Genomic DNA, 26627 nt, shown 5'->3' with positions numbered 1-26627 from the left:
AGCGGGTCGGGTGGGTGTGCATGGTCTTCCGCATGAGACCGAACAACCCACCCGATTCCCTGCTCTTTGACGGACTGCTGGCCGAGATCCATCCGCCGGTTCCCGATTTCCGGTTTGAACGGCAGTTGATCCGTGACGGCTTCGATCTGGTCGCGGGTCTGGACGAGGCGGGACGCGGCCCGCTGGCGGGGCCGGTGGTGGCCGCCTGCGTGGTTCTCGACCCCGACAACATTCCAGAAGGTCTCAATGATTCCAAGGCCATGACGGCGCAGGCGCGGGAGCGGCTCTACGACCAGATCCTGGCGCAGGCGCATGTGGGAATCGCCAGCGCATCGGCGGCCGAGATCGACCGCTCCAACATCCTCATCGCCAGCCTGGGATGCATGCGGCGGGCGCTCATGTCGATGGGCCTCATGCCGCGTTACGCACTCGTCGATGGCCGCGACGTGCCGCCGGGGCTGGCCTGCGCGGCCAGGGCGCTGGTCAAGGGCGATGCCCGCTCGCTCTCGATTGCCGCGGCCTCGATCGTCGCCAAGGTGACCCGGGACCGGATGATGACACGCTCATGCGCCCACCATCCCGGCTACGGCTTCAGCCGCCACATGGGTTACGGCACGCTCGAGCATCGCGAGGCGATCATCAGGCTGGGCCCCTGCCCGCTGCACCGCATGAGCTTCCGGCCGCTGCGCGCCGACTGAGCCTCGCCTTCCGCGCCGGAAAGCACGACACCGGCGGACAGCAAAAAGCCGGGACCTCTCAGCCCCGGCTCAACGCTTGGTCAGACCTGCTTCAGGCAGGCGTCAGTTCAGCTGTCCCTTGACTTCGGCGACCGACGACTTGAAGAGTTCGGCCGAAACCTTGCTGTCGACCTTGTCGGAGATCAGCCGCTCGGTGGCGGCGATCGCGAGATCAACGGCCGAAGCGCGGACTTCGTTGATCGCCTCGACTTCGGCCTGCCTGATCTTCTGCTCGGCCATCGCGGTGCGGCGGGCGACATAGTCCTCCGCCTTGATGCGCGCATCCTCACGCAGATGCACGGCCTCCTTCTCGGCGGTCGACAGGATCGACGCGGCCTCGGTTTCGGCTTCCTTGCGCTTGCGCTGGTATTCGGCCAGCAGTTGCTGGGCTTCTTCGCGCAGCTTCTTGGCCTGCTCCAGCTCGGAGCGGATCTGGTTGGCCCGGGTGTCCAGAGCCGACGTCAGCATGGCCGGCGCCTTCATGTAGACGGCGATGCCCAGAAAGATGATCAGTCCGGCGAAGGCCCAGAACGTGGCCCATGATGTAGCGTCCATGTGAACCTCCCGCCTATTTCGCGGCCGCAGCGCGGATGGCGGCTGCGACTTCTGTCTTGGTGACGGCGCCGCCGAGAAGATGCTTGACCAGGCTGGTCGCGGCGTCCTCGGCTATGGCGTCCACATCGGCCAGCGCCTTGGACTTGATGTCGGCGATGCTGGCTTCGGCCGCAACCATGCGTTCAGCAAGCTCGGCTTCGGTGCGCGCCCGCTCGGCGTCGGCCGAAGCCTTGGCCTTGTCGCGCGCGGACTGGGCAATTTCGCCGGCCTTCTTGCGGGCCGTCGCCAGTTCCTGCTCGTAGGCGGCAATGGCGTTGTCGGATTCTTCCTTGAGCCGGTTGGCTTCGCCGAGATCCTGGGCGATCCGGTCACGCCGGTGCTCGAGGATGCCGCCGACACGCGGCACGATGACCTTGTTCATGAACATGTAGAACAGGCCGAACGTGATCGCCAGCCACAACAGCTGCGAGGCAAAGGTCGACGGGTCGAAGGGCGGAAATACGCCACCATGGCCTTCGCCATGGGCAACGCCGGTTTCCGTGGTGGTCCCGTCGGTGGGAGTGGTCTCGGCAAAAGCCGGGGTCACAAACATGTGCGCCTCCAGAATGAAGAACGACCACGCCGAGAACCGGCGTGGTCAGCGTTCCTACGCGTGCCTATCAGACTGCGAAGAGCAGCAGGAGCGCGACGAGCAGCGAGAAGATGCCCAAAGCTTCCGTCACGGCGAAGCCGAAAATCAGGCGGCCGAACTGGCCGTCAGCTGCCGACGGGTTGCGCAGGGCGCCCGACAGGTAGCTGCCGAAGATGTTGCCCAGGCCAATGCCCGCGCCGCCCATGCCGAGGCAAGCGATACCGGCGCCGATGTACTTTGCTGCTTCTGCTTCCATGATTGATCTCCTTTGGAATGGATTGGATGCGTATCTGTCTGGCGGCTGAACCGCCGGTGAAAGTCTTCTAGTGGCCCGGATGCAGGGCGTCGTTGAGGTACATGCAAGTCAGCACCGCAAAGACATAGGCCTGCAGGAAGGCAACGAGAAATTCGAGACCGGTGAGCGCCACGGTCATCAGCAGCGGCAGGATGGCCGCGCCGACGCCGAGCGCGCCAAGGCTGCCGAGCGAGAAGACGAAGCCCGCGAACACCTTGAGCGTGATGTGTCCGGCCAGCATGTTGGCGAAAAGGCGGACCGAGAGGCTGATCGGGCGCGACAGGAACGAGATGACCTCGATCATCACCACCAGCGGCATCAGCAGCATCGGCACGCCCTGGGGCACGAAGAGATTGAAAAAGTGAAGCCCGTGCTTCCAGAAGCCGTAGACCACGACGGTTCCGACCACCAGCATCGACAGCGCGAAGGTGACGATGATGTGGCTGGTGATCGTGAAGAAATAGGGGAACATGCCGACCAGATTGGCCACCAGGACGAACATGAACAGCGAGAAGACCAGCGGGAAGAAGCGCATGCCCTGGGTGCCGGCGCCGTCACGCAGCATCGAGGCCACGAACTCGTAGGACATCTCGGAGACCGACTGCAGCCGTGACGGGATCAGGCCGCGGTTGGCGGTGGTGAGGTACAGAAAGCCGCCGGCAAGGGCCACGACGATGACCATGAACAGCGACGAATTGGTGAACGACAGGTCCAGGCCGCCAATGTCGATCGGAATGATCTTGTTGATGTGGAACTGGTGAATCGGATCTACTTTTTCGGTCGCCACAAGGTGCCTCTTTGTCAGGTCCGGCCAGCCGGATGAATCACTCGTCTTCTTCGGGCTCAGCCCCGTCCGCGTGTCGCCGCTCCGCCTTGGGCTGGGCGACCGCGCCGATGGAGCGCAGCACATTCAGTACACCGGCACAGAACCCCAGGAGAAGCATGATGATCATGCCCCAGGGCGCGGTGCCGAGGAATCGGTCGAACAGATAGCCCAGAAACGCTCCCACGACCACACCGGCGATAAATTCGCTCGACAGTTTGATCGCCATTGCGAAGCCCTGCGCATCCTTCTTGCCCTGGCTCGGCGGCGCTTCCGGAACCCGGTGCGTTGCCAACTGGGCGTTCAGGCGCTGGCGGCGGGCCTCCAGGCTTTCCGTCTTGCGTCCTTCCTGTCCGCCTTCGGCGCCATCAGTTCCGCGCTCTTCAACCATGATTGCGCACTCCCGACACACCGCTGGCGGCCGGAAAAGCCGCTTCGAAGTCGGGCGCAACATAGTTTTAGCCCCCGCCATAGTCAAGGCGCGGCAACCCGCCCATACACGGGGATAAAGCCTAACAATATCAGTTGGTTGTCTTCATCTGCCGGGCAGGCTCGACGGAAGTATCAGAAAAACTTCGCCACGGGGCGGCCACTGGCCGCCGCAGCCTGCCGGAACGGCTGCGGCAATCAGCTCCAGCCGCCGCCATAGGTGACATAGAAAAGATGGAGGCCGATGCGGCCGACCTTGCGCATCGTGCGCGCCCAGGGAGGATTGACGTAGCTGGCGTGATAATGGGTGGCCGAGCCCACTTCCGGGAGCCAGATCTTGCCGGCGGTGGTCGCAAGCGCGATTTCCTCGGCCATGTTCCAGTGGCTCGGCGACTTGACGCGGTCCTTGATGCCGTCACAGGCAAAGGAGAACTGGCAGCGGTTGCGCCAGCTGTCGTTCTGATAGACCACGCCGCAGATGGTGTTGGGATAAGTGGGGTTGCGGACACGGTTGAGAATCACCTGCGCGACGGCCGCCTGTCCCTTGACGCTTTCGCCGCGCGCCTCGAAGTAGATTCCGGCAGCCAGGCAGCGTTGCTCGGAGGCGGAGAAGGCCAACGGCGGCAGCGCGGTGCCGGCCCAGTTGTGATCGTCCTTGCCGATTGGCGGCAGAAAGCGGCCACGCCGGTCTTCCTCGCGCAGGATCGAAGCGAACGGCGACTGGCGTGCATAATCGGGCGCCGGCGGGGCATAGGCCGTGGCGAGGATGTCGGCGTTCCGGTTGGTGACGAGATCCGCCAGCATCGCGGGCACCCGGGAACTGACCGCCCTGGGTCCCTTGCGATAGAAGGCGGTGGCGATCTCGATTTCCTTGCCACGGATCGTGGTCTTGAGGAACTTCATCGGTGTGGTGAGATCGAATGCCGGCCGCATCAGGCTGGACTGGCGCTCCAGAACGGAGCCGGCGGAGAAATCCTTGGGCGGGCTCACGGGCGCCACGGAGATGACGCGACCCTTCTTCTGCGACCGGGTGACACGCTCGGAGTCCGGCCGCGGATCGGCCGCGCCGATCTTGCCGGTGAAGGCGATCCTGTCGCCGTTGGGCAGCTTGAGCCCGGCGCCGGAAACCGTGGAATTGGTCAGGATCGGATCGACGAAGTCGAGCTGGGCGTTTTCGACCGAGCCCATGGGCGAGGCTGTCAGATGGGTCTTCCAGCGGGCTTCGCCGGAGCCGCCGCCACCGAGCATCGCGGTCATGTCGGCGAAGGAGGTGACCGTGGGCGTGGACAGGAAGGCGACAAGGCCGAGCACCAGTGGAGCCGACAGACGGCGGTACATCGTCCCGCCGCGGAGACGCAGGTTACGCTTTTTACTCAAGACACCACTCCGGCACACGGACTCTTACAACAGGCCGCAGAATGGAGCATTAACCTTGATGGAGAGTTAACCGCGTCGCGGCGCCCGGTTCGGAGCCCGGGGTTTCTTGGGCAGGATGCGCTTGGTCTTGCCTTCCTTCGGCGCGAAGGGATTGTCGCCGCCGCGATAGACCACCCGCAACGGCACGCCCGGCAGGCCGAAATCGGTCCGCAGCGCATTGGTCAGGTAGCGGGTGTAGGATTCCGGCACAGCCTCTGGGCGCGTGCACGACACCATGAAGGCCGGCGGACGGGCCTTGATCTGCGTCATGTATTTGAGCTTCAGGCGGCGGCCCGAGACGGCCGGCGGCGGATGGTGGCCCTGGACGTGATCGAGCCAGCGGTTGAGCTTGGCCGTCGAGATGCGCTTGTTCCAGATCTCGTGGACCGCGGTGATGGATTCCATCAGCTTGTCGAGGCCGTCGCCGGTCTGGCCGGCCACCGGCACGGCGCGGATGCCGCGGATCTGCGGCAAGAGCCGTTCGGTCTTCTCGCGCAGGCTGGCGAGCTCCGCCTGGCGATCCTCGATCAGGTCCCACTTGTTGAAGGCGATCACCGGCGCGCGGCCTTCGCGCACGATCAGGTCGACGATCTGCAGGTCCTGCTTTTCGAAGGGAATGGTCGAATCGAGGATGACGACGACGACTTCGGCAAATCGGATGGCGCGCAGCGCGTCGGCAACGGAGAGCTTTTCGAGCTTCTCCTGCACCTTGGCCTTGCGGCGCATGCCAGCCGTGTCGAACAGCTTGATCGCACGGCCCTTCCACTCGAAATCGACGGAGATCGAATCGCGGGTGATGCCGGCTTCCGGCCCGGTGAGCAGGCGCTCCTCGCCGAGATAGCGGTTGATCAGCGTCGACTTGCCGGCATTGGGCCGGCCGACGATGGCCACCCGCATCGGCGTGGTGTTGTCGTAGGCGAGCGCCGCCTCGTCGTCTTCCTCGTCGAGCGAGCCGGGCGCGATGGCGACGTCGGTGAGCGCTTCGGCGGTGGCCTTGTTCTCGTGCGCCAGGGCGCGCTCGACGCCGATGGCCTCGACGATGGCGTCACGCAGATCGAGCATGCCGCCGCCGTGCTCGGCGGAAATCGGGCAGGGTTCGCCCAGGCCCAGCCGCCAGGCGTCGAGCATGCCCGACTCCGAGCCCTTGGCCTCAGCCTTGTTGGCGACGAGCACCACCGGCTTGCCGCGCTTGCGCAGGATGGAGGCGAGCAGCTCGTCGGCCGGGGTGAGGCCTTCCTTGGCGTCGACGATGAACAGCGACATGTCGGCCTCGTCCATGGCCGCCTCGGTCTGGGCGCGCATGCGGCCTTCCAGCGTGTCGGGACCGGCGACTTCGAGACCGGCGGTGTCGATCATGCGAAAGCGCAGATCGACCAGCTTGGCGTCGCCGGGACGACGGTCGCGGGTGACCCCGGGCGTGTCGTCGACCAGCGCCAGCTTGCGGCCAGCGAGGCGGTTGAACAAGGTCGACTTGCCGACATTGGGGCGGCCGACAATTGCGATGGTGAAGCTCATGGCAGTCCTCACCTGATGGTGAAAGGCCGATCAGTCGGCGGATCCGGTCAGGATGCGCCGCGTGCGGCGATAAGATCAAGCATCACGTCCGCGCGGGACGCGATGCCGTTGGGTGTTTCGGTATCGGCTGCAATCTGGCCGAACCACTCGGAGGCGCGCTTGAGGTCGCCAGCCTTGAAGGCAGCGAGACCGAGCGCCTCGCGGGCCGAGTGGCGCGACGGATTGCCGTCGACCGCAAGCACTTCCACCTGGGCCGAGACATCGTCGTAGCTGCCGTTGTCGACCAGCAGGTAGCCGGCGCGGAGGCGGGCGATGTCGCGCAAGGCGGCGGGAGCGCCGGTGTCGTTGCCGACCGCGGAAAAGGCTGCAATGGCGCCGGCGGCATCGCCCTTGTCGGCGAGAACCGTGGCCGCCCGCATGCGGGCCAGCACCGGGTAGGCACCGTGGCCATCCTTCTCCAACGCCTGGAATCCGGCAAGCGCCTCGTCGGACTTGCCGTCGCGGGCCAGCTGAAGCGCGGCCAGGAAGGCATCGCCGGAGCGGGCCGCCGTGGTTTCCTTCCAGTAGTCCCAGCCGCGCATCGCCGCCGTGCCGGCGACAATGGCCACCGCTGCGCCGATGATGACGAAGCGGTAGCGCTTCCAGATGGCCTTGGCGGCGTCCGAACGCAGGTCCTCGTTGACCTCGCGGATGAATGTGGAATTGTCGTCGCTCATGCTCATCGCCGGGCGTGCCGGTCCTCTGGTGCCATCAATTGGGGAGGCTAGACGCGCCTTCTAGCCGATTTTGGCGCCGTTGTAAGGGGAAAAAGCTTTTCCTCCGATCTCGACGCAGCGGCGGCGGCGCCGGACCGGTCCGATCACATGCCCGGGAACGGCGCCACGCCGATGAGCAGCTTGTGGAGATAGACGACAAAGGCAACATAGGCGACGAGGCCGACGGCCACCGACCAGATGTCCCATTTCGCGGAACCCGCCACCGGATTGCCGGTGAGGCCTGCCCGCAGCCGGCGCTTCTCGGAGATTCGGTCGACCACCGCCCAGGCCAGAAAGCCGCCAAACAACAGCACCGATGCGAGGTCGCCGTTGACCAGCAGATGCGCCAGCGCCCAGATCTTCACCGCCAGCAGCATGGGATGCTTGACGGCGGCCTTGATGCGTCCGGCCGGGAACTGCGAGGCTGCCAGAAGGATCATCGCAGGGATCATCAGCAGCGCCACCAGATGGCTCATCCATGAGGGCGACACCCAGAAGACCACCGGATCGAGCCGGGCCTGGCCATAGCCGACGACGATCAGCGCCAGGCCGATCAGCGCTACGACAGAGTAGATGCCCTTCCAGGCGTTCTCGCCGCGGGCGGCAATCTGCGAGGCCCGGAAGTCCGAGGCGACGATGCGGACGGAATGGATGCCCAGAAACACCACCAGACCGAGAATGAGAAGACCCATGAAAACCTCCCTCTGGGCCGTCCGGATCGGCGGCCGCTGCGAGCCACCTTAGAGGGTCGGCGTGCGGATTTGAAGGCGCGCGGGTTGCGGCATTTGCAAGCATACAGGATGGAGGGCCGCGTGGCGGCTGCGAGAGGGGCCAAGCACCAACCACACCCACGCCGCATTTGCTGCCTAGTGGGGCATCAAGTGCAATGGAGTCCGCCGTGTCCGTGTCCCGCCTGCCCGCAACCCTCACTCTGGCGATGGCCCTCGCCGCATCCCTGGCCGCGCCGGCCGGCGCCGGCGACGCAAGACCCGCGCCGGCGAGACCCGAGCAACTGGTGATCATTTCCTTCGACGGCGCCCACGACAACAGATTGTGGGAGCGCAGCCTGGCGCTTGGCGACAGGACGGGCGCGCGCTTCACCTATTTCCTCTCCTGCACCTTCCTGATGACCAAGGCCCACTCGAAGGCCTACCAGGCGCCCGGCAAGTCGGCCGGCCGCTCCAACGTCGGCTTCGCGCCCGACCGCGCCGACGTGGCAGCCCGGCTCGGCCACATCTGGGCCGCCTATCAGGCCGGCCACGAGATCGGCAGCCACGGCTGCGGCCATTTTGACGGCAAGGACTGGTCGAAGGCACAATGGCAGACGGAGTTCGCCAGCTTCCGCGCGGCGCTCGGCAATGCCTGGGCCGACCACGGGCTCGCCGCCGCCTCGCCTGCAGGATGGGCCGATTTTGCCGACCGCGCGGTGCGCGGATTCCGCGCTCCCTATCTTTCGGCAGATTCCGGGCTCTATGCGGCGCTGGCGGCCGATGGTTTCGCCTATGACGCCAGCGGCGTCTCGCGCGGTCCCGCCGCGCCCGACACCGGCGGTCGGGTGGCGCGGTTTTCGCTGCCGCTGATCCCGGAGGGACCGGCCGGGCGCCCGGTCATCGGCATGGACTACAATCTGTTCGCCCGCCATTCCCGCGCCGTGGAGACGCCCGACACGTCGGGAGACTTCGAGGCCCGGGCGCTGGCCGCCTTCCGGAACGCGTTCGAAAAGCAGTATCAGGGCACGCGCATCCCGCTGCAGCTCGGCTTCCACTTCGTCGAGATGAACGGCGGCGCCTACTGGCGCGCGCTGGAGCGGTTTGCCACGGAGACCTGCGGGAAGCCGGAGGTCGAGTGCGTCAGCTATCAGGACGCCATGAAGCGGTTGCGGAGTCCGGACGATTCGGCGAGCTGAGCAACCGCCCAGTCGCTGAAGCGCACCGCTACTTTTTCAGATCGTCGAATGTCTGCTCTTCGACTGACTGCACGGCACCCGGCCCGCCGCGGCCCGGCGCCGGGTCGGCGATGTGCTGGGCGAAGCCGTCGCCCTGGCTGGAGAGATAATTCCTGTCGAGTTCGGGCAGCTCTTCACCCCGGAACACCGCCTCGAAAGCGTGCAGACGCTTGTAGATCGAGATGAGTTCGACGATCGTCGTCCAGGAATTGACCAGGAATTGAAATGAACTGGAAACCTGGCCGAAGGCGGTCAGGATCTGCTGCCAGATGCCCAGCGTGATCTTGCCGGCAACGATGGTCGGTATGAGCAGGATATTGACGTAGATGTTGTCGGCCTGGATGTACAATCCACGAGCGATGTTGAAATACATGTAGTGAAAATAGAGCCGGAAATAGTTCTTCCGGACATTCTCGAACAGCTCCACAACCGTGGCCGGCTGGGCGCGTTCCGCACTGTCCTCGCCATACACCAGTTCCTTGCGGTAGGCCGCTTCAACGCGCTGGTTCTTGAACTCCAGACCCGGCAGCTTGATGCCGACGATCGCCAGCAATCCGGTTCCGAATGCCGCCCAGACGATCAGCGCGGTGAACAGCGCATGCGGAATCTCGCCGACCAGGGGCAACTCGGTGACATATTGGGAGAGGGACCACAGCACTGGCAAGAACGCCACGAGAGTCATAACCGCATCGACGAAGGCCACACCCAGGCCTTCCATGATCGAGGCGAAGCGCATGGTGTCTTCCTGCACACGCTGGGACGCGCCTTCGATGTGACGGACACGGGGCCAGCGCTCCATGTAGAAATCATTCATCGCCGTGCGCCAGCGAAACACATAGTGGCTGACGAAGAAACGGGTCACGACGAAGATGGCCATGGAGATCAAGGCGATCTGGGCGAAAATGAGCATCAATCCGTAAAGGTCCGCCGACGTCACCGACCCGTCGCCGGTCAGCGCCTGCTGGAACTGGTCGAAGAACGGCCGCCGCCAGTTGTTGATGGCAACCGAGACCTGGACGCCGAAATAGGTGGTGAACAAGATGAACGCCGAGCCGACGATCGACCACCATTGCCATTTGTGCGGAGCGACGAAGAACCAGAAGGCCGTGAACGCACCGGACCACACCGTGTAGAAGACATAGAACCAGAGAAAGGACGATGTGTAGAAGTAGCTCAGACCGACGATCGGCTCACCTTCCGGCTCGGGCAAGGCGAAGCCGAGGGCCGCGCCCACGCTGTCGCCCACCGTGTACCAGATCAGAATGCCCAGTCCGGCCCAGAGCAGGACCGACGGAAAGAACACCTTCGGCTTCGGAAAAAATGATTCAAACACGATGATGATCCTGGCCAGCTTGCGGGGAGCGATTCATGAGGCTGTCTACTTGGCCCGTAATTAAGGCAATGCCGCGCCCGGGGCAATCGCTTCACGCCGAAGTGCGCCCTTATTACCAAATGGTAAGGATCGGATCCGCGCCGCCTGCCAGGTAGCCCCGGTCAGGCCCTGCGGAAGGGCAGCAGGATGAGGACGGAGGTCAGCAGGCCGGCGGCGGCGGCGAGGCTGGCGAGCGTGAACGAGCCGCTCCACTCGGTGAGGTAGCCGGCCACCACCGGGCCGAGGATCTGGCCGGTGCCGAAGGCCGCAGTCATCATCGCCAGCACCCGGCGCGGGCTCTGCGGCGCAAACCGGCGCCCGGCCTGCAGGCCGTAGGCGGTGGCCATGACGAACGTCCCGCCGAGCAGGATGCCGCCGATGACGGGGCCCCAGGGCAGCGGCAGCAGCACGCTGGCGGCGACGCCCAGCGCCTCGATGAAACAGCCGATCATGAACACCGGAATCAGCCCGATGCGGCGCGACAGCCCCGCCCACAGGGCCACCGAGGGCGCGGCCGACAGACCGGTGATCAGCCAGACCCCGGCCTCGAACATCGAGGAGCCGCCCGACTGGCGGACGATGGCGACCAGGAAGGTGGCGGTGACGATGTAGCCGAAGCCGAAAATGCCGTAGGCGAGAGTCAGCGCCGCCATGGCGCGGGTCCAGACGATCGGCGGCTCTTTCCTCGGCGGCCCGGTGCGGGCGACATCGCCCGGCAGCAGGCGGCCGACCGCGACGAGTCCGGCCAGCGCCAGCATCGCGGCGACGATCCAGGCCGTGCGCCAGCCGCCGCCGGCCGTCATGACCAGGCCGAACATCAGCGCCGAGAGGAAGATGCCGGAGCCGACGCCGCCGAAATGGGTCGACTGCACCGAGGCGCGGCCCGAGGCGAGGCCGTGGGACAGCACGATGGACGAGGTGAAGACCATGACGAAGGCGCTGGCAACTCCCGCCAGGAAGCGGATCGCCGAGATCAGGACGAAGTCGCTCGACACGCCCATGGCCAAGAGCAGCGCGGCGGTGACCAGGAGGGCCGCGAGCGCCACCTTGCGCTCGATCCCCTCGCCCCAGCCATAGCCGGCAAGCACCGCGCCGGCGAGATAGCCGGCGTAGTTCCAGGCGGCGATCCATCCGGCCTCGGAAGGGCCGAAATTTAGCCCCGCCATCATCGCCGGCAGCACCGGCGTGTAGAAGAAGCGGCCAAGTCCCATGGCCACGGCCATGGCGATGGCCCCGGCGATCGCCGTCGGCAGCATGGACGGACCGGCAATCGGGCCGCCGGCCGGGCCGGGCGTCGGGGAGATGGAGGCGGGGGAATCAGGCACGGAGGTCATCGGCAAGCCTTGGACCCGGCGGCGCCCGAGAGCAAGACGCGATGAAATCCCGCTGTTCAAAATTCTGCCGGGCTGGTAGGAAACCAAGGCCCAATCCCGGGCGGGATCCCGACCATGAAAAACCACCTCATGTCCTTCGCCGGCGCGGCTGCGCTGGTGTTTTCGCTGTCTGCCGCCGTGCAGGCGGAAGACCTGACCTTCACGCTGAGCAACAACACCAGCGCCGTGCTCGAACGCTTCTACTCCTCGCCGGTCGGGACCGAGAACTGGGAAGAGGACGTGTTCGGCGAACAGGTGCTCAATCCGGGCGAGAGCATCGACATCACCATCGCCGACGGACGGACGGTCTGCGACTACGACATGCGCTTCGAATTCGACGACGACACCGTGACCGAGGGCCAGCAGAACCTCTGCGAGCTGGGCACCTACACGCTGCACGAATAGGCCGCCTCCGGCCGACGCCGCGTCGCGGCTCGAGTGGCGCGCCAGATGGACACGAATGGCGCGACGGCCCGATGTCCGTCCCGCCATCGCCATCGACCTGTCCCGTCTTTGGCTGATTGATCCGGAATACCGGAAACAGATCCTTTCCAATTGCAGGCTTTCGCCCATGCGACAGCTGCGTTAGATTTGTCCAATTGGTCCAAATTCCGAGGCATCATGAGCAAGCACGTCCGCACATCGATCCGATTCCTGCTCAACGGGGCGCCAGTGGAGCTGTCAGGCTTCGCGCCGGACCTGACGCTGCTCGATTGGCTCAGGCTCGAGCGGCGACTGACCGGCTCGAAGGAAGGCTGCGCCGAGGGCGACTGCGGCGCCTGCACGGTACTGGTGGGGCGGCTCATCGACGGCATGCTCGGTTATGAAAGCGTCAATTCCTGCATCCGGCTGATGGGGTCGCTCGACGGCACCCATGTCGCCACCATCGAACATCTCGACCGGCCCGACGGCGGGCTGAGCCCGGTGCAGCAGGCGATGGTCGATCACCACGGATCGCAATGCGGCTTCTGCACGCCGGGCATCGTCGCCTCGCTGCACGGTCTGTGGCTGGCGGATCCCGAACCGGAGATGGCCGACATCGAGCGGACGCTGCAGGGCAATCTGTGCCGCTGCACCGGCTACGAGCCGATCGTCAAGGCGGCGCAGGCGGCCGCGATGACCGTGCCGGACCGGGAGAACGACAGGCTGGTTGCCGCGCATGACGAAATCGTCCGGCAATTGCGGCAGTTCGCCGACGACACCCGGGTCGAGATCAGCCATCCGCGCGGCATGACCTATGTGCCGGCCGATGCCGACGACCTCGCCCGCCTCTATGCCGATCACCCGACGGGCACCATCGTCGCCGGCTCCACCGATGTCGGCCTCTGGGTGACCAAGCAGATGCGCGACATCGCGCCGGTGATCCACATCGGCGGGCTGGAAGGCCTGCAGATGATCGAGGTCAGCGACGACGCCGTGACGCTCGGCGCCGGAGTCAGCTATTCCGCGGCGCGTTCCAGCATGACCGCGGCCTTCCCGCAGATGGCGGCATTGTGGGACCGGATCGGCGGCGAGCAGGTGCGCAACATGGGGACCGTCGGCGGCAACATCGCCAACGGCTCGCCGATCGGGGACACGCCGCCGCCGCTGATCGCGCTCGGCGCCAGCGTGACCCTGCGCCAGGGCGACACGCGGCGCGTGGTGGCGCTGGAAGATTTCTACATCACCTATGGCAAGCAGGACCGGCAGCCCGGCGAATTCGTCGAGAGCGTGACAATACCGAAGCCCGCTGAAGATGCCTTCTTCGCCGTCTACAAGATTTCCAAGCGGCGCGACGAGGACATCTCGGCGCTGTGCGGCGCCTTCCATGTGACGCTGGACGCCGCAGGCGCGGTGGAGACGGCGCGCATCGCCTTCGGCGGCATGGCCGGCACGCCGAAGCGCGCCAGCCGGACCGAGGCGGCGCTGGTCGGCCAGCCCTGGAGCTGGAGCTGCATCCAGGCGGCGCGTGCGGCGCTCGCCGAGGATTACCAGCCGCTCACCGACTGGCGCGCCTCGGCCGAGTACCGGATGATCGCGGCGCAGAACCTGTTGATCCGCTTCTTCCTCGAAACCAGCGGCGCGCCGGCGCAACTGGTGCGCAATCCAGAGATGATGGAGGCGTAGATGGACGCCAAGACCCCGATCCTGCAGCCGGACGCCGCGATCCGCGGCGGCGCCCACGAGGCGCGCCGGCACGATTCGGCGCACAAGCATGTGCGCGGCGATGCCCCCTATATCGACGACATGATCGAGCCCGCCGGCACGCTGCACGGCTGGCTGGGACTGTCGGCGCACGCGCATGCCAAGATTGTCTCGATGGATCTCGACGCGGTACGCGCCGCCCCTGGCGTCCGGCTGGTGCTGACCGGCGAGGATGTGCCCGGCGTCAACGACATCTCGCCGACCGGCCGGCATGACGAGCCGGTGCTGGCCACCGGCGAGGCGCTGTATCACGGCCAGCCGCTGTTCGCGGTCATCGGCGAAACGCGGGAGGCGGCGCGACGGGCGGCGCAACTGGCGAAGATCAGCTATGAAGTGCTGCCGCATGTCTCGGACGTGGTGGCGGCGATGGAGGCCGGCTACCCGATGGTCACCGAGCCGCTGACGCTCAGGCGCGGCGATGCCGCGGCGGGTCTGGCCAAGGCACAGCACCGGCTCAAGGGCGAGATGCGGGTCGGCGGCCAGGATCATTTCTATCTCGAGAGCCACATCGCCATGGCCATTCCCGGAGAGGACGACGAGGTCACCGTCTGGTCCTCGACGCAGCATCCGAGCGAGGTGCAGCATATGGTTTCGCACGCGCTCGGCGTCGCTTCCAATGCTGTGACTGTCAATGTCCGGCGCATGGGCGGCGGCTTCGGCGGCAAGGAAACCCAGGGCAACCAGTTCGCGGCGATCGCCGCTATCGCGGCCAAGAAGCTCAACCGCGCCGTCAAGATCCGTCCCGACCGCGACGACGACATGATCATCACCGGCAAACGACATGATTTCCACATAGCCTATGATGTCGGTTACGACGATGACGGGCGCATCCATGCGGTCGACGCCACCTTCGCGGCGCGCTGCGGATTCTCTTCCGACCTCTCCGGGCCGGTGACCGACCGGGCGCTGTTTCACGCCGACAACTGCTACTTCTATGAGGATGTCCGCCTCGTCTCCAAGCCGATGATGACCAACACCGTGTCCAACACTGCCTTCCGCGGCTTCGGCGGACCGCAGGGCGTGGTCGGCGCCGAGCGCATCATCGAGGAGATTGCCTACAAGCTTGGCCGCGACCCGCTGGAGATCCGCAAGGCCAATTTCTACGCCGGCCCCGGCCGCGACGTCACCCCCTACCACCAGAGGGTGGAGGACAACATCATCGCCCGCGTGGTCGAGGACCTGGAAGCCTCATCGGATTATCAGGTGAGGCGCGAAGAGATCCTCGAATTCAACGAGATGAGTCCGGTGATCCGGCGCGGCATTTCGCTCACCCCGGTCAAGTTCGGTATCTCGTTCACCGCCACCTGGTACAATCAGGCCGGCGCGCTGGTGCATGTCTACCAGGACGGCTCGATCCATCTCAACCATGGCGGCACCGAGATGGGCCAGGGGCTCAACACCAAGGTGGCGCAGGTGCTGGCCGCGGAATTCCAGGTCGATTTCGATTCGATCCGCATCACCGCGACCACCACCGGCAAGGTGCCCAACACCTCGGCCACAGCGGCCTCCTCCGGCACAGACCTCAACGCCATGGCGGCGGCGGACGCGGCGCGGCAGATCAAGGAACGACTGGTGGCGTTCGCCGCCGAGCAGTACAGGGTGTCGCCGGACGCGGTAAGGTTCGAGGCCAACCATGTCCATATCGGGGACCTCTCGCTGCCCTTCGCCGGCTTCATCAAGCAGGCCTATATGGGGCGGGTGCAGTTGTCGGCGGCGGGCTTCTACAAGACCCCGAAGATCCACTGGGACCGCGCCAGCGGCACCGGGCGGCCGTTCTATTACTATGCTTACGGCGCCGCGGTGTCGGAGGTCTCGGTCGACACGCTGACCGGCGAATACCAGGTCGACCGCGTCGACGTGCTGCACGATGTCGGCAGGTCGCTCAACCCGGCCATCGACATCGGCCAGGTCGAGGGCGCCTTCGTGCAGGGCATGGGCTGGCTGACGACGGAAGAACTGTGGTGGGACGACAAGGGCCGGCTTCGCACGCATGCACCATCGACCTACAAGATCCCGCTCGCTTCCGACCGGCCAAGGATCTTCAACGTCAAGCTCGCCGACTGGGCCGAGAACCGCGAGCCGACCATCCGCCGCTCCAAGGCGGTGGGCGAGCCGCCCTTCATGCTGCCGATCTCGGTGCTCGAGGCGATCTCGATGGCGGTGGCCTCGATCGACGACTACCGCCAGTGCCCGCGCCTCGACGCGCCGGCGACGCCGGAACGGGTGCTGATGGCGGTCGAGCGGCTGAAGGATTCCGCGGGCGCGGCATGACGGCGAGTGAGAGCCGCCGCGTGGCCGCATTCCGCCGGTTCGCGGCCGACGCCGGCGATGACGGAGTAGTGCTGGTGCGGGTGGAGATCGCCAGGGGCTCGACGCCGCGCGACCGGGGCGCCTTCATGGCGGTGTCGCGGACGGACAGCTTCGGCACCATCGGCGGCGGGCGGCTGGAACTCGACGCTGTCGCCCATGCACGCCGGATACTGGAGGGCCACGAGCCCGTGCCGCTGGCGCTGCCGCTCGGTCCCGCGATCGGCCAGTGCTGCGGCGGCCATGTGACGCTCGGCTTCGAGCGGATCGGGCCGGACCGGTCGGAGACTGTCGAACGGCTGATCGAGGCCGAGGACCGCGCCGACCCGGAGGTCTGGCTGTTCGGCGGCGGCCATGTTTCTCGCGCGCTGGTCCGCGCGCTGGCGCTGTTGCCGTTGCGCACCCACGTCGTCGAGAGCCGTGCCGAGGAGCTGGGCCGCACGCCGCAAGGCGCCGCGCGGCATCTCACCCCCCTGCCCGAGAGCCTGGTCGCCAATATTGCGCCGGGCTCGTCGGTGATTGTGCTCACCCATGATCATGCGCTGGATTTTCTCATCGTCTCCGCCGCGCTCGAGCGCGACGATCTCGCCGAGATCGGCATGATCGGCTCGGACACCAAGCGGGCGACCTTCGAAAGCCAGTACAAGCGGGAAGGCGGAAACGCGGCGCGGCTCGAACGGCTGACCTGCCCGATCGGCCTGAAGATCGCCGACAAGCGGCCGGAGGTGATCGCCGCCACCGTGGCCGCGCAAATCATGGCGAGCCTGGCGGCCTATCGCGCAAAACCGACCGGCGTGCCCGGCTGAGCGTCAGTTGGCGTCGGACAGGATCAGGCCCGCGGCATGCCAGGCGGTGGCGATGGCGGGCGCATTGGTGTTGCCGGTGATGATGTTGGGGAAGAACGAGCAGTCCACCACCCGCAGCCGATCGACGCCATGCACCCGGAGCCGCGTGTCGACCACGGACGAAGCGGCGTCGGGTCCCATGCGGCAGGTGGTCACCGGATGATAGACCGTGCCCGAGCGGCGCCGGAAATCGTCGATGATGGCTTCGTCGCTCAGCACCTTCGGCCCGGGCAGGATTTCCTCGACGATCGTCTCGGCCATCGGTCTGGCCGCGGCCATGCGGCGGATGAACTTGACCGCGTCGAGCATTTCCCGGACGTCGTCCTCGTGCGAAAAGGCATTGGCGACGATCTTCGGCGCCTCGAAGGGATCGGCGGAGCGGATCATGATCTCGCCGCGGCTCTTCGGCCGGCAGTTGGACAGGCCGATGGAGAAACCCGGCCAGGGGTCGGGGCTGAGGATCGGCCGCTCGCCGACCCGCGGAATGACGGTGGAAAACGCCTGGAAATAGAGCTGCATGTTGATCCGGGCCTGGCCCGGGTCGGTGCGGAAGAAACCGCCGCCCTGATTGAGGCTTGCCGACAACGGGCCGTTGCGCAGCGCCAGATACTGCATGCCGGCGAGCATCTTGCCCCACCATGGCCTGAGCACCTGATTGAGCGTCGGACGGTTGGCGCGGTAGGTGTAGTTGATGCCGACATGGTCCTGCAGATTGGCGCCGACATGGTCATTGGCCGTGTGCACAGGGATCCCGAGACTCTGCAGATGCGCGGCCGGGCCGATGCCCGAGAGCTGCAGCAGTTGCGGCGAATTGACCGAACCGCCTGAAAGAATCACTTCACGGCCGGCGCGGACACTGACCGTCCGGCCGCCGCGGCGGTATTCGACACCGGTGGCGCGCGCGCCGTCAAACAACAGCCTGGTGACATGGGCTCCCGTGATCACCCGCAGGTTCGGCCGCTTCATCGCCGGGCGCAGGAAGGCGCGCGCCGCCGACAGCCTCCGTCCGGCGTGGATGGAGAATTCGAATTCGCCGACGCCTTCCTGGGAGGCGCCGTTGAAATCCGGATTGAGCGGCAGACCGAGGTCTTGGGCCGCCTTGAACCAGAGCCGGGTCAGCGGATGCAGGGTGGTCGTGCACTGCGCCACATGCATGGGCCCACTGCGACCGCGGTAGGCGTCCTCGCCGATGGTGGCGGTTTCGACCGCCTTGAAGGACGGCAGCAGATCGTCATAGCCCCAGCCCGGATTGCCGGCATCGCGCCACTCGTCATAATCCTCGCGCGCCCCGCGCATCCAGACCATGGCATTGATCGACGACGAGCCGCCGATCACCTTGCCGCGCGGCCAGTAGTCGACATTGCCGGCCAGGCCGGGGTCGGGTTCGGCCTTGTACATCCAGTTGAGCGACGGATCGAAGAACGTCTTGCCGTAGCCGAGCGGCATCTGCACGAAGAAACGACGATCACTGCCGCCGGCCTCCAGAAGCAGCACCCTGTGCCGTCCCGACGCGGAGAGCCGTTCGGCCAGCACACAGCCTGCCGATCCGGCGCCAACAATGATGAAATCCGGATTGTCCATGGGTACTCGCAGGGCCGCAGATTGATCGTGAAGCGTTGTCACACTTGCGGGCGCCGATCAATCGGTTTGCTGCGGCCCGGCGTGGTCCAGCGGCGACATCCGGGCAAGGATCAGGGTGAACGAAGGCGCAATCAGCGACACGGGCGACAGGCCGGACCGCTGGCCGCGCGGTAAAAATATTGTATCGCACCCTTGTTTAATAAGCATGCTTATTATATATGCAACTCATGAAACAGGCAAACATCGACCAATTCGGCTTCCTCATCCACGACGTGGCCCGCATGCTCCGCAAGCGCTTCGAGATGCGCGGGCAGGAGCACGGCCTGTCATCGGCGCAATGGCGGCTGCTGGTGCGGGTCGTGCGCGAGCAGAACGCCACCCAGGCGCGGCTTGCCGAGCTGATGGAAATCGAGCCGATCAGCGTTTCGCGCCTGATCGACAGAATGGAACAGGCCGGCTGGGTCCGCCGCTGCCCGCACGAGACGGACCGCAGGGTCAAGCTCGTGGTGCCGACGGACAAGAGCCTTGCCGCCTATTCGGCGATCAAGGCCATGGCCGGCGATGTCTTTCAGGCGGCCATGGCCGGGCTTGATGAAGATCAGCAGCAGGCGCTGGTCAACGCACTCGCCACGGTCGTCGAGAACCTGGCCACCGATGAAACTCCGGCGGAATGTTCCGCATCACGAATTCAGGCAGACACATGAGCACCCAGACCAAACTGACCGCCGCCAATTCCGCATCGCCGGCCTCCAGGGATGTGCGCCCGGCGGCCGCAGCGACTGCTGCAGAAGCCGCGCCGGCGCCTGCCAAACGCAAGTCGAACGTCCGTCGCAATGCGCTGATGCTGCTCGTGCCCATGCTGCTGATCGGCGGCGGCGCCTATGTGTGGCTCACCGGCGGCCGCTTCGAGGAAACCGAGAACGCCAATCTCAGGCTGTCGCGGATTTCCATTGCCAGCGAGATCGCCGGCCGCGTGGTCAGCGTCAACGTGGCCGAGAACGTGCCCGTCAAGAAGGGCGACGTGCTGTTCCAGGTCGATCCGCAGCCGCTGCAGATCGCGCTCAACCAGGCCGATGCCGCCGTCGCCAGCGCGCGCCTCAACGTGGTGCAATTGCGCGCCGCCTACAAGCAGGCGCTCACCCAGCAGCAGATCGCGTCCGACGACGCCGCCTATTATCAGGACAATCTCGACCGGCAGAAGGCGCTGGCCGCCAAGGGCGTCGCCACCACCTCCTCGCTCGACGACGCCCGCCATACCGCGCAGAAGGCGGCGCAGGACCTGATCGCAGCCCAGCAGGCGGTCTCGACCGCGCAGGCGGCGCTGGCCGGCAGCCTCGACGGCGACATCGATGCCCACCCGATGGTGGTGGCGGCCCTGGCCGCGCGCGACAAGGCCGCCTATGACCTGGCGGCAGCCACTGTCCAGGCGCCCGCCGACGGCCTGGTCTACCAGGCCTCCTCGTTCCGCCCGGGCGAATATGTCACCCCGGGCACGGCGCTGTTTGCCATCGTCGAGACATCCGATCCGTGGATCGACGCCAATTTCAAGGAGCCGCAGCTCGCGCACATGAAGCCGGACCAGCACGCCGAGGTGGTCTTCGATGTCTTTCCGGACCGGACCTTCAACGCCACCGTGGATTCGATCGGTGCCGGGACCGGCGCGGAGTTCTCGCTGTTGCCGGCGCAGAACGCCACCGGCAACTGGGTCAAGGTCACGCAGCGCATCCCCGTGCGCCTGAAGCTCGACAATCCCGAGGCCCGGATTCTCGCGCGCACCGGATTGAGCGCGACGGTCACCGTCGACACCGGCGAAAGCCGCAGCTTCGGCGACCTGTTCACCAGCGCCCACGCAGCCGAGTAGCGCGCCTCAGAGCATATCCAGACAAAGTGAAGTTTACTTTGTCTGGATAGGGAACAAACCAAAAACCAGGAGCGCGTCTGCGGCTCGATGAACAGCAGAAGCGCTCTCGCCCGAAAGCACAGACGATGAGCAACCCAGCAGAGCCGGGCCACGACGTGCCGCACCGGGGCCTGATCACGGTCTCGATCATGCTGGCGACCATCATGCAGGTGCTCGACACCACCATCGCCAATGTGGCGCTGCCGTCGATGACCGGAGATCTCGGCGCTTCGCAGGACACGATCACCTGGGTGCTGACGTCCTACATCGTCGCAGCCGCCATCATGACGCCGGTGACCGGCTGGATCGCCGATCGCATCGGCCGGCGCGAACTGTTCCTGACCACCATCGTCGGCTTCACCATCTTCTCGATGGCCTGCGGGCTCGCGCCCAACCTGAATTCGATGGTCTTCTTCCGCATCATGCAGGGCCTGTTCGGCGCGGCCATCGTGCCGCTGTCGCAGACCTTCCTGCTCGACATCAACCCGAAGGAAAAGCATGGCTCGGCCATGGCGATCTGGGGCGCCGGCATCATGGTCGGACCGATCATCGGCCCGACGCTTGGCGGATGGCTGACCGAATCGCTCAACTGGCGCTGGGTGTTCTTCATCAATCTTCCTGTCGGCATCATCGCCTTCCTGGGCTGCGCAGCCTATCTGCCGAAGATCGCGACGCGGCTCCGGCGCTTCGATTTCTTCGGCTTCGCCATGCTCTCGCTGGGCGTCGGCGCGCTGCAGCTGATGCTCGATCGCGGCGGCGAAGTGGACTGGTTCTCGGCTTGGGAAATCTGGATCGAGATGGCGCTTGCGATCACCGGCTTCTGGATCTTCTGCGTGCATCTGGCGACAGCGGAGGATCCCTTCGTCGACCCGAAGATCTTCGCGGACCGCAATTTCGTCACCGGACTGGTGCTGATCTTCGTCGTCGGCATCGTGCTGCTCGCCAGCCTTGCGCTGCTGCCGCCGATGTTGTCGCGCGTGTTCGGCTATTCGACCATCACCACAGGCCTGGTGATGGCGCCGCGCGGCATGGGCACCATGGTGTCGATGCTGATCGTCGGACGGCTGGTTCGCCTGGTCGACGCTCGCTATCTGGTGATCACCGGATTGCTGCTGACTGCCGCGTCGCTCGAGATGATGACCGGATTCTCGCCGCAGATGGACTCGGGTCCGGTGATCCTGACCGGCGTCATCCAGGGGCTTGGTCTCGGGCTGGTGTTCGTGCCGCTGTCGACGGTCGCCTTCGCAACCCTCGCGCCAAGCTTTCGCACCGACGCGGCCAGCCTGTTCAGCCTGGTCAGGAACCTCGGCTCCTCGATCGGCATCTCGGTGGTGACGATGTATCTGACGCGGTCGATGCAGATCAACCACGTCGAACTCGGCGCGTTCATCAACCCGTTCAATCCGGTGCTCAGACAGGTGCTGCCCGACGCCGCGTCCAATCCGGCGACGCGGCAGATCCTCGACAACCTGGTCAACCAGCAGGCGCTGATGATCTCCTACAACAATGATTTCAAGCTGATGATGCTGATCACCCTGGCGGCGATCCCGCTGGCGCTGATGTTGCGCAAGCCGAAGATGGCGGCTCCCGCCGGCGCTCCGGCTGCCCATATGGACTGAGTGGCCGGACCTGAACACCACATGACGTCGGTGTCACGCGCTGTGCCCAGTTTCCCCGCTATCATGCCGCAAGCCCGAATCCGCTGCGCGCGTTCCGGCGGCATGCGTCAGGGCGAAAGGTCGGCCAGCGAGGCGATGCGCCGGCCGGCCGCATCGAAGGCCAGCAGCCGCACGGGATCGGCAATCAGCCCGACCCGGTCGCCGGTGCTGGGAAACACCGCCTCGCCATCGATCCGCACGACAAGGCTGTCTCCGGCATCGGTGCGGGTGTGGACCAGCGTCTCGGCGCCAAGCGGCTCGCAGAAATCCACCGTGGCGTCGAACAGGCCCGCACCCGCGGCCACCAGGTTGACGTGCTCGGGCCGGACGCCGATGACCGAACCCGTGGCCAGATCCCGCCCGCGCACCTCGTAGCCGCCGCCGACCACCGCCGTGCCGTCCCGGACTTCCGTCCGGAGCACGTTCATGGGCGGCGAGCCGATGAACCCGGCGACGAACAGGGTCTGCGGGTTGGCATAGACCTCCAGCGGCGCGCCGATCTGCTCGGCCACGCCGGCATTCATGACGATCATGCGGTCGGCCAGCGTCATCGCCTCGACCTGGTCGTGGGTGACATAGACCGCGGTGACGCCGAGGCGGCGCTGCAGCGCCTTGATCTCGAGCCGCATCTGCACGCGCAACTTGGCATCGAGATTGGACAGCGGCTCGTCGAACAGAAACACCGCCGGCTTGCGGACGATGGCCCGCCCCATGGCAACGCGCTGGCGCTGGCCGCCGGAGAGCTGCCGCGGCTTGCGGTCGAGATAGGGTTCCAGCTCAAGCATCCTGGCGGCTTCGGTGACGCGGGCGCGGATTTCCTCCTTCGGCACGTTGGCGATCTTCAGTCCGTAGGCCATGTTGTCGAAAACGCTCATATGCGGATAGAGGGCGTAGTTCTGGAACACCATGGCGATGTCGCGCTCGCGCGGCTCGAGATCGTTGACGACCCGGTCGCCGATCGAGACCTCGCCGCCGGTGACCGTTTCCAGCCCCGCCACCATGCGCAGCAGGGTGGACTTGCCGCAGCCCGACGGACCGACGATGACGATGAACTCGCCGTCCTCGACATGGGCGTCGATGCCATGGATGACCTCGGTGCGGCCATAGCTCTTGCGGATATCCTTCAGCGTGATGTCGGCCATTATTTCTCGCTTTCGACCAGTCCCTTGACGAAAAGGTTCTGCATGAAGATGACGACCAGCACAGGCGGCAGCATGGCGAGCATCGCCGTCGCCATCACCACCGGCCATTCCACCACCTCGTCGCCGGTGGGCAGCATCTGCTTGATGCCCATGACGATGGTGTTCATCGACGGATCGGTGGTGACGAGCAGCGGCCAGAGATACTGGTTCCAGCCATAGATGAAGAGAATGACGAAGAGCGCGGCGATGTTGGTGCGCGACATCGGCAGCAGGATGTCGATGAAGAAGCGCACCGGGCCGGCGCCGTCGACGCGGGCGGCTTCCACCAGTTCGTCGGGGATGGTGAGGAACAACTGCCTGAAGAGGAATGTGGCGGTCGCCGAGGCGATCAGCGGCAGGATCAGCCCGGTGTAGCTGTTGAGCAGGCCTAGGCCGGCAGCCACTTCGTAGGTGGGCACGATGCGCACCTCGACCGGAAGCATCAGCGTCAGGAAGATCATCCAGAAGAAGACCATGCGGAAGCGGAAGCGGAAATAGACGATCGCATAGGCGGAGATGATCGAAATGGCGATCTTGCCGACGGTGATGCCGAGCGCCATGACCATTGAATTGGCGAGCATCAGCCAGACCGGCGCGTTGGCGCCGACGAACAGCGCCTCGTGGTAGTTGTCAAGGAAATGGCCCCCCGGAACCAGCGGCATCGGCGGCGTGACCAGCGCCGCCTGGTCGACCGTGGAGGCGACAAAGGCGATGTAGATTGGAAAGCAGATGATGGCGATGCCGAGAACCAGCCCCGCATGGGTGAGCCAGACCCCGATTCCGCGCCGTTCGACCATGCCGCTCATCAGTAGTGCACCCTTCGCTCGATGAACCGGAACTGGATCACGGTCAGGATCGACACCAGCACCAGAAGCACCACCGACTGCGCCGCCGAGGAGCCGAGGTCCTGGCCGACGAAGCCATCGGCGAAGACCTTGTAGACAAGGATGGTGGTCGACTGCTGCGGCCCGCCCTGGGTGATGGTGTGGATGACGCCGAAGGTCTCGAAGAACGCATAGATGACGTTGACCACCAGCAGGAAGAAGGTGGTCGGCGACAAGAGCGGAAAGACGATGGTCCAGAAACGCTTCCAGAACGAGGCGCCGTCGATCGCGGCGGCCTCGATGACGCTCTTCGGGATTGCCTGCAGGCCTGCGAGGAAGAAGAGGAAATTGTAGCTGATCTGCTTCCACGAGGAGGCAAGGACCACCAGCGCCATCGCCTGGCCGCCGTTGAGACCGTGATTCCAGGAGTAGCCCATCTGCGCCAGCGACCAGGTGATGATGCCGGTGAACGGGTTGAACATGAACAGCCAGAGCACGCCCGCCACCGCCGGCGCCACGGCATAGGGCCAGATGAGCAGCGTGCGGTAGGCACCGGAACCCTTGATCACCCGGTCTGCCATGGCCGCGAGCCAGAGCGCGAAGGACATCGACAGCACGGTGACCAGGATCGAGAACATGGCCGTGGTGAGGAACGAGGCACGGTAATAGGGATTGGAAAAGAGATATTCGAAATTGGCGAAGCCGACAAACTGGGTCCGCAATCCGAACGGGTCGGGGATGAAGGCAGACTGGTAGATCGCCCGGAAGGCAGGCCAGAAGAAAAAGACTGCCGTGATCACAAGCTGCGGTGCGACCAGCAGATAAGGCAGCCAGGGATTGGAGAAGGTGACGCGTTTTTCCATGGTTCAAACCGGACAGGAGAGCCGGCGGGATCGGATGATCCCGCCGGCGCCCAGCCTCAGCGGTTGGCCTGTTCGAAGCGGCGCAGCAGTTCGTTGCCGCGGCTGACAGCCGAATCCAGCGCATCCTTGGCCGACTTCGAGCCGTTCCAGACGCCTTCCAGCTCCTCGTCGATGACGGTGCGGACCTGGTCGAAATTGCCAAGCCGGATGCCCTTGGAGTTGGGCGTCGGCGCCTTGCCGGTCATCTGGATGATGGCCACATCGGTGCCCGGATTCTGGTCATAGAAGCCCGAGGCCTTGGTCTGCTCATAGGCGGCGGTGGTGATCGGCAGGTAGCCGGTATCCTGGTGCCACTTGGCCTGGATGTCGGCGGTCGACAGGAAATTCAGGAACGAAGCGACGCCCTTGTACTCCTCCGGCGTCTGGCCCTCGAGCACCCACAGCGAGGCGCCGCCGATGATGGTGTTCTGCGGGGCACCTTCCGCGTCGCTCCAGTAGGGCAGCGGGCGGATGGCGAAGTCGAAGGTGGCTTCCTTCTTGACGCCGGCGTAACCGGCCGAGGATTCGGTCATCAGCGCGCACTCGCCGGCGCGGAAGGGGGTGCCGGCTTCGTTGCGGCGGCCGGCATAGATGAACTTGCCGTCCTTGGCCCACTGGCCGAGCATCTCGACCTGCTTGACCTGCAGCGGGCTGTTGAAGACCAGTTCGGTGTTCAGGCCGGCAAAACCGTTCTCCTCGGTGGCAAAGGGAACGTTGTGGTAGGCCGAGAACGACTCCAGCTGGATCCAGCTCTGCCAGGCGGTTGTGAACGGGCATTTGGAGCCCGATGCCTTCAGCGCATCGACGGCGGTTCCGACCTTGTCCCAGGTCGACAGGTCCATCTCCGGATCGAGACCGGCAGCCTTGAGCGCGTCCTTGTTGACGTAGAGCACCGGGGTGGACGAGTTGTAGGGCAGCGACAGCATTTCACCGTCGGTGTTGGTGTAGTAGCCGGCGACGGAGGCGAGATAGATCGACGGGTCGAAAGTCAGGCCCGATTCGGCCATCACCTCATAAACCGGCTTCACGGCGCCCTTGGCGGCCATCATGGTGGCGGTGCCGACTTCGAACACCTGCAGGATGTCCGGCTGTTCGCCGGCGCGGAAGGCGGCGATTCCCGCGTTCAGTGCTTCGGAGTAATTGCCCTTGTTGGTGGCAACAACCGTGTAGTCTGACTGGGATGCATTGAACTTGTCGACCTGCTCCTGGAGCAATTCGCCCAGACGACCCGACATTGCGTGCCAGAAATCGATCTGCGTTGCAGCACCGGCCGGCGCTGCGCCGACGAACAGGGCCGCAGTTACTGCGGATATAAGGAACTTCTTCATTTCATTGACCTCCCAAAGCTGGGGATGAATTAAAACGCACCCCTAAGGAAACGTAGCGACGGGCTAGGTGG

General features: G+C 65.4%; 25 protein-coding genes. 9 read left to right on the top strand and 16 right to left on the bottom strand.

Features of this window, described 5'->3' with window-relative positions; all coding sequences use genetic code 11:
* Positions 1 to 32: 32 nt before the first annotated feature.
* A complete protein-coding gene (locus tag DFR52_RS08750; protein ID WP_110032036.1) occupies positions 33 to 698 on the top strand; it encodes a ribonuclease HII in 666 nt (221 codons plus the stop codon).
* Between the two features lie 102 nt (positions 699 to 800).
* On the opposite strand, the gene DFR52_RS08745 is transcribed toward DFR52_RS08750, so the two are convergent.
* The 9 genes from DFR52_RS08745 to DFR52_RS08705 form a co-directional block, all read right to left on the bottom strand.
* Positions 801 to 1292 carry a F0F1 ATP synthase subunit B gene (locus DFR52_RS08745; RefSeq protein WP_110031552.1) on the bottom strand — a complete coding sequence of 164 codons (492 nt, stop codon included), beginning with the start codon at positions 1290 to 1292 and terminating at the stop codon, positions 801 to 803.
* Positions 1293 to 1305: 13 nt separating this feature from the next.
* Complete coding sequence (locus DFR52_RS08740) at positions 1306 to 1884, bottom strand: F0F1 ATP synthase subunit B (RefSeq protein ID WP_110031551.1); 579 nt, start codon at positions 1882 to 1884, stop codon at positions 1306 to 1308.
* A 67-nt stretch (positions 1885 to 1951) separates the two neighbouring features.
* Positions 1952 to 2179, bottom strand: a complete 228-nt coding sequence (locus DFR52_RS08735) for a F0F1 ATP synthase subunit C (RefSeq protein ID WP_007196430.1) — start codon at positions 2177 to 2179, stop codon at positions 1952 to 1954.
* Between the two features lie 67 nt (positions 2180 to 2246).
* On the bottom strand, positions 2247 to 3005 hold the full coding sequence (locus DFR52_RS08730; protein WP_110031550.1) for a F0F1 ATP synthase subunit A: 759 nt from the start codon (positions 3003 to 3005) through the stop codon (positions 2247 to 2249).
* Positions 3006 to 3042: 37 nt separating this feature from the next.
* Positions 3043 to 3432, bottom strand: coding sequence for an AtpZ/AtpI family protein (locus DFR52_RS08725; protein ID WP_110031549.1), 390 nt, complete (start codon positions 3430 to 3432; stop codon positions 3043 to 3045).
* A 236-nt stretch (positions 3433 to 3668) separates the two neighbouring features.
* Positions 3669 to 4808: a cell wall hydrolase gene (locus tag DFR52_RS08720; protein ID WP_110031548.1), complete on the bottom strand. Its 1140-nt coding sequence runs from the start codon at positions 4806 to 4808 to the stop codon at positions 3669 to 3671.
* Between the two features lie 105 nt (positions 4809 to 4913).
* Positions 4914 to 6401, bottom strand: coding sequence for a ribosome biogenesis GTPase Der (gene der, locus DFR52_RS08715; protein ID WP_110031547.1), 1488 nt, complete (start codon positions 6399 to 6401; stop codon positions 4914 to 4916).
* A gap of 47 nt (positions 6402 to 6448) precedes the next feature.
* On the bottom strand, positions 6449 to 7117 hold the full coding sequence (locus tag DFR52_RS08710; RefSeq protein ID WP_110032035.1) for a tetratricopeptide repeat protein: 669 nt from the start codon (positions 7115 to 7117) through the stop codon (positions 6449 to 6451).
* Between the two features lie 143 nt (positions 7118 to 7260).
* On the bottom strand, positions 7261 to 7848 hold the full coding sequence (locus DFR52_RS08705) for an NnrU family protein (protein ID WP_110031546.1): 588 nt from the start codon (positions 7846 to 7848) through the stop codon (positions 7261 to 7263).
* Between the two features lie 194 nt (positions 7849 to 8042).
* Here DFR52_RS08705 and DFR52_RS08700 point away from each other — a divergent pair, with 194 nt between their 5' ends.
* The gene (locus tag DFR52_RS08700) at positions 8043 to 9062 is read left to right on the top strand and encodes a polysaccharide deacetylase family protein (RefSeq protein WP_425351154.1); all 1020 of its coding nucleotides are present in this window, start codon (positions 8043 to 8045) and stop codon (positions 9060 to 9062) included.
* 28 nt (positions 9063 to 9090) lie between these two features.
* Here DFR52_RS08700 and sbmA read toward each other — a convergent pair whose 3' ends face one another.
* Positions 9091 to 10434, bottom strand: a complete 1344-nt coding sequence (sbmA, locus tag DFR52_RS08695; protein ID WP_110031545.1) for a peptide antibiotic transporter SbmA — start codon at positions 10432 to 10434, stop codon at positions 9091 to 9093.
* 161 nt (positions 10435 to 10595) lie between these two features.
* A complete protein-coding gene (locus DFR52_RS08690; RefSeq protein WP_110031544.1) occupies positions 10596 to 11807 on the bottom strand; it encodes a YbfB/YjiJ family MFS transporter in 1212 nt (403 codons plus the stop codon).
* Between the two features lie 114 nt (positions 11808 to 11921).
* On the opposite strand from DFR52_RS08690, the gene DFR52_RS08685 reads away from it, so the two are divergent.
* From DFR52_RS08685 to xdhC, 4 genes are all read left to right on the top strand, one after another.
* Positions 11922 to 12251 (top strand): hypothetical protein, encoded by a 330-nt coding sequence (locus DFR52_RS08685; protein ID WP_110031543.1) that lies wholly within the window; start codon positions 11922 to 11924, stop codon positions 12249 to 12251.
* A 216-nt stretch (positions 12252 to 12467) separates the two neighbouring features.
* Entirely contained in the window at positions 12468 to 13952 is a 1485-nt protein-coding gene (xdhA, locus tag DFR52_RS08680) for a xanthine dehydrogenase small subunit (RefSeq protein ID WP_110031542.1), read from the top strand.
* Positions 13953 to 16301 (top strand): xanthine dehydrogenase molybdopterin binding subunit, encoded by a 2349-nt coding sequence (gene xdhB / locus DFR52_RS08675; protein WP_110031541.1) that lies wholly within the window; start codon positions 13953 to 13955, stop codon positions 16299 to 16301.
* Between the two features lie 20 nt (positions 16302 to 16321).
* Positions 16322 to 17143, top strand: a complete 822-nt coding sequence (xdhC, locus tag DFR52_RS08670; RefSeq protein WP_425351166.1) for a xanthine dehydrogenase accessory protein XdhC — start codon at positions 16322 to 16324, stop codon at positions 17141 to 17143.
* A 3-nt stretch (positions 17144 to 17146) separates the two neighbouring features.
* On the opposite strand, the gene DFR52_RS08665 is transcribed toward xdhC, so the two are convergent.
* On the bottom strand, positions 17147 to 18763 hold the full coding sequence (locus DFR52_RS08665) for a GMC family oxidoreductase (protein ID WP_110031539.1): 1617 nt from the start codon (positions 18761 to 18763) through the stop codon (positions 17147 to 17149).
* Positions 18764 to 18990: 227 nt separating this feature from the next.
* On the opposite strand from DFR52_RS08665, the gene DFR52_RS08660 reads away from it, so the two are divergent.
* From DFR52_RS08660 to DFR52_RS08650, 3 genes are all read left to right on the top strand, one after another.
* Positions 18991 to 19467, top strand: coding sequence for a MarR family winged helix-turn-helix transcriptional regulator (locus DFR52_RS08660; protein WP_245415261.1), 477 nt, complete (start codon positions 18991 to 18993; stop codon positions 19465 to 19467).
* Complete coding sequence (locus DFR52_RS08655) at positions 19464 to 20624, top strand: HlyD family secretion protein (RefSeq protein ID WP_110031537.1); 1161 nt, start codon at positions 19464 to 19466, stop codon at positions 20622 to 20624. Before DFR52_RS08660 ends, DFR52_RS08655 begins: the two co-directional genes overlap by 4 nt.
* A gap of 125 nt (positions 20625 to 20749) precedes the next feature.
* Entirely contained in the window at positions 20750 to 22282 is a 1533-nt protein-coding gene (locus tag DFR52_RS08650; protein ID WP_110031536.1) for a DHA2 family efflux MFS transporter permease subunit, read from the top strand.
* A gap of 107 nt (positions 22283 to 22389) precedes the next feature.
* On the opposite strand, the gene DFR52_RS08645 is transcribed toward DFR52_RS08650, so the two are convergent.
* Genes DFR52_RS08645 through ugpB form a run of 4 tightly spaced genes read right to left on the bottom strand, consistent with a single transcriptional unit; the run spans position 22390 to position 26556 of the window.
* Positions 22390 to 23463: a sn-glycerol-3-phosphate import ATP-binding protein UgpC gene (locus DFR52_RS08645; RefSeq protein WP_110031535.1), complete on the bottom strand. Its 1074-nt coding sequence runs from the start codon at positions 23461 to 23463 to the stop codon at positions 22390 to 22392.
* Positions 23463 to 24299, bottom strand: coding sequence for a sn-glycerol-3-phosphate ABC transporter permease UgpE (ugpE, locus tag DFR52_RS08640; RefSeq protein ID WP_110032033.1), 837 nt, complete (start codon positions 24297 to 24299; stop codon positions 23463 to 23465). Before ugpE ends, DFR52_RS08645 begins: the two co-directional genes overlap by 1 nt.
* Positions 24300 to 24307: 8 nt before the next feature.
* Positions 24308 to 25189 (bottom strand): sn-glycerol-3-phosphate ABC transporter permease UgpA, encoded by an 882-nt coding sequence (gene ugpA / locus DFR52_RS08635; protein ID WP_110031534.1) that lies wholly within the window; start codon positions 25187 to 25189, stop codon positions 24308 to 24310.
* A 56-nt stretch (positions 25190 to 25245) separates the two neighbouring features.
* Positions 25246 to 26556 (bottom strand): sn-glycerol-3-phosphate ABC transporter substrate-binding protein UgpB, encoded by a 1311-nt coding sequence (gene ugpB, locus DFR52_RS08630; RefSeq protein ID WP_110031533.1) that lies wholly within the window; start codon positions 26554 to 26556, stop codon positions 25246 to 25248.
* Positions 26557 to 26627: the final 71 nt, after the last annotated feature.

The sequence above is a fragment of the Hoeflea marina genome, from assembly GCF_003182275.1.
In the GTDB taxonomy this organism is placed as follows: domain Bacteria; phylum Pseudomonadota; class Alphaproteobacteria; order Rhizobiales; family Rhizobiaceae; genus Hoeflea; species Hoeflea marina.
This window is presented reverse-complemented; position numbering and strand designations above follow the sequence as displayed.

Bases quoted from the DNA above. Each gene is read 5' to 3' on its own strand.
- DFR52_RS08700 (WP_425351154.1), top strand. From the start codon at position 8,043: ATGGAGTCCGCCGTGTCCGTGTCCCGCCTGCCCGCAACCCTCACTCTG.
- DFR52_RS08705 (WP_110031546.1), bottom strand. From the start codon at position 7,848: ATGGGTCTTCTCATTCTCGGTCTGGTGGTGTTTCTGGGCATCCATTCC.
- xdhA (WP_110031542.1), top strand. From the start codon at position 12,468: ATGAGCAAGCACGTCCGCACATCGATCCGATTCCTGCTCAACGGGGCG.
- DFR52_RS08650 (WP_110031536.1), top strand. From the start codon at position 20,750: ATGAGCAACCCAGCAGAGCCGGGCCACGACGTGCCGCACCGGGGCCTG.
- DFR52_RS08740 (WP_110031551.1), bottom strand. From the start codon at position 1,884: ATGTTTGTGACCCCGGCTTTTGCCGAGACCACTCCCACCGACGGGACC.
- DFR52_RS08665 (WP_110031539.1), bottom strand. From the start codon at position 18,763: ATGGACAATCCGGATTTCATCATTGTTGGCGCCGGATCGGCAGGCTGT.
- DFR52_RS08735 (WP_007196430.1), bottom strand. From the start codon at position 2,179: ATGGAAGCAGAAGCAGCAAAGTACATCGGCGCCGGTATCGCTTGCCTC.
- DFR52_RS08750 (WP_110032036.1), top strand. From the start codon at position 33: ATGAGACCGAACAACCCACCCGATTCCCTGCTCTTTGACGGACTGCTG.
- DFR52_RS08690 (WP_110031544.1), bottom strand. From the start codon at position 11,807: ATGACCTCCGTGCCTGATTCCCCCGCCTCCATCTCCCCGACGCCCGGC.
- DFR52_RS08655 (WP_110031537.1), top strand. From the start codon at position 19,464: ATGAGCACCCAGACCAAACTGACCGCCGCCAATTCCGCATCGCCGGCC.
- DFR52_RS08745 (WP_110031552.1), bottom strand. From the start codon at position 1,292: ATGGACGCTACATCATGGGCCACGTTCTGGGCCTTCGCCGGACTGATC.
- ugpA (WP_110031534.1), bottom strand. From the start codon at position 25,189: ATGGAAAAACGCGTCACCTTCTCCAATCCCTGGCTGCCTTATCTGCTG.
- DFR52_RS08725 (WP_110031549.1), bottom strand. From the start codon at position 3,432: ATGGTTGAAGAGCGCGGAACTGATGGCGCCGAAGGCGGACAGGAAGGA.
- DFR52_RS08710 (WP_110032035.1), bottom strand. From the start codon at position 7,117: ATGAGCGACGACAATTCCACATTCATCCGCGAGGTCAACGAGGACCTG.
- xdhB (WP_110031541.1), top strand. From the start codon at position 13,953: ATGGACGCCAAGACCCCGATCCTGCAGCCGGACGCCGCGATCCGCGGC.
- der (WP_110031547.1), bottom strand. From the start codon at position 6,401: ATGAGCTTCACCATCGCAATTGTCGGCCGCCCCAATGTCGGCAAGTCG.
- DFR52_RS08660 (WP_245415261.1), top strand. From the start codon at position 18,991: ATGAAACAGGCAAACATCGACCAATTCGGCTTCCTCATCCACGACGTG.
- DFR52_RS08685 (WP_110031543.1), top strand. From the start codon at position 11,922: ATGAAAAACCACCTCATGTCCTTCGCCGGCGCGGCTGCGCTGGTGTTT.
- DFR52_RS08720 (WP_110031548.1), bottom strand. From the start codon at position 4,808: ATGTACCGCCGTCTGTCGGCTCCACTGGTGCTCGGCCTTGTCGCCTTC.
- ugpE (WP_110032033.1), bottom strand. From the start codon at position 24,299: ATGGTCGAACGGCGCGGAATCGGGGTCTGGCTCACCCATGCGGGGCTG.
- DFR52_RS08645 (WP_110031535.1), bottom strand. From the start codon at position 23,463: ATGGCCGACATCACGCTGAAGGATATCCGCAAGAGCTATGGCCGCACC.
- ugpB (WP_110031533.1), bottom strand. From the start codon at position 26,556: ATGAAGAAGTTCCTTATATCCGCAGTAACTGCGGCCCTGTTCGTCGGC.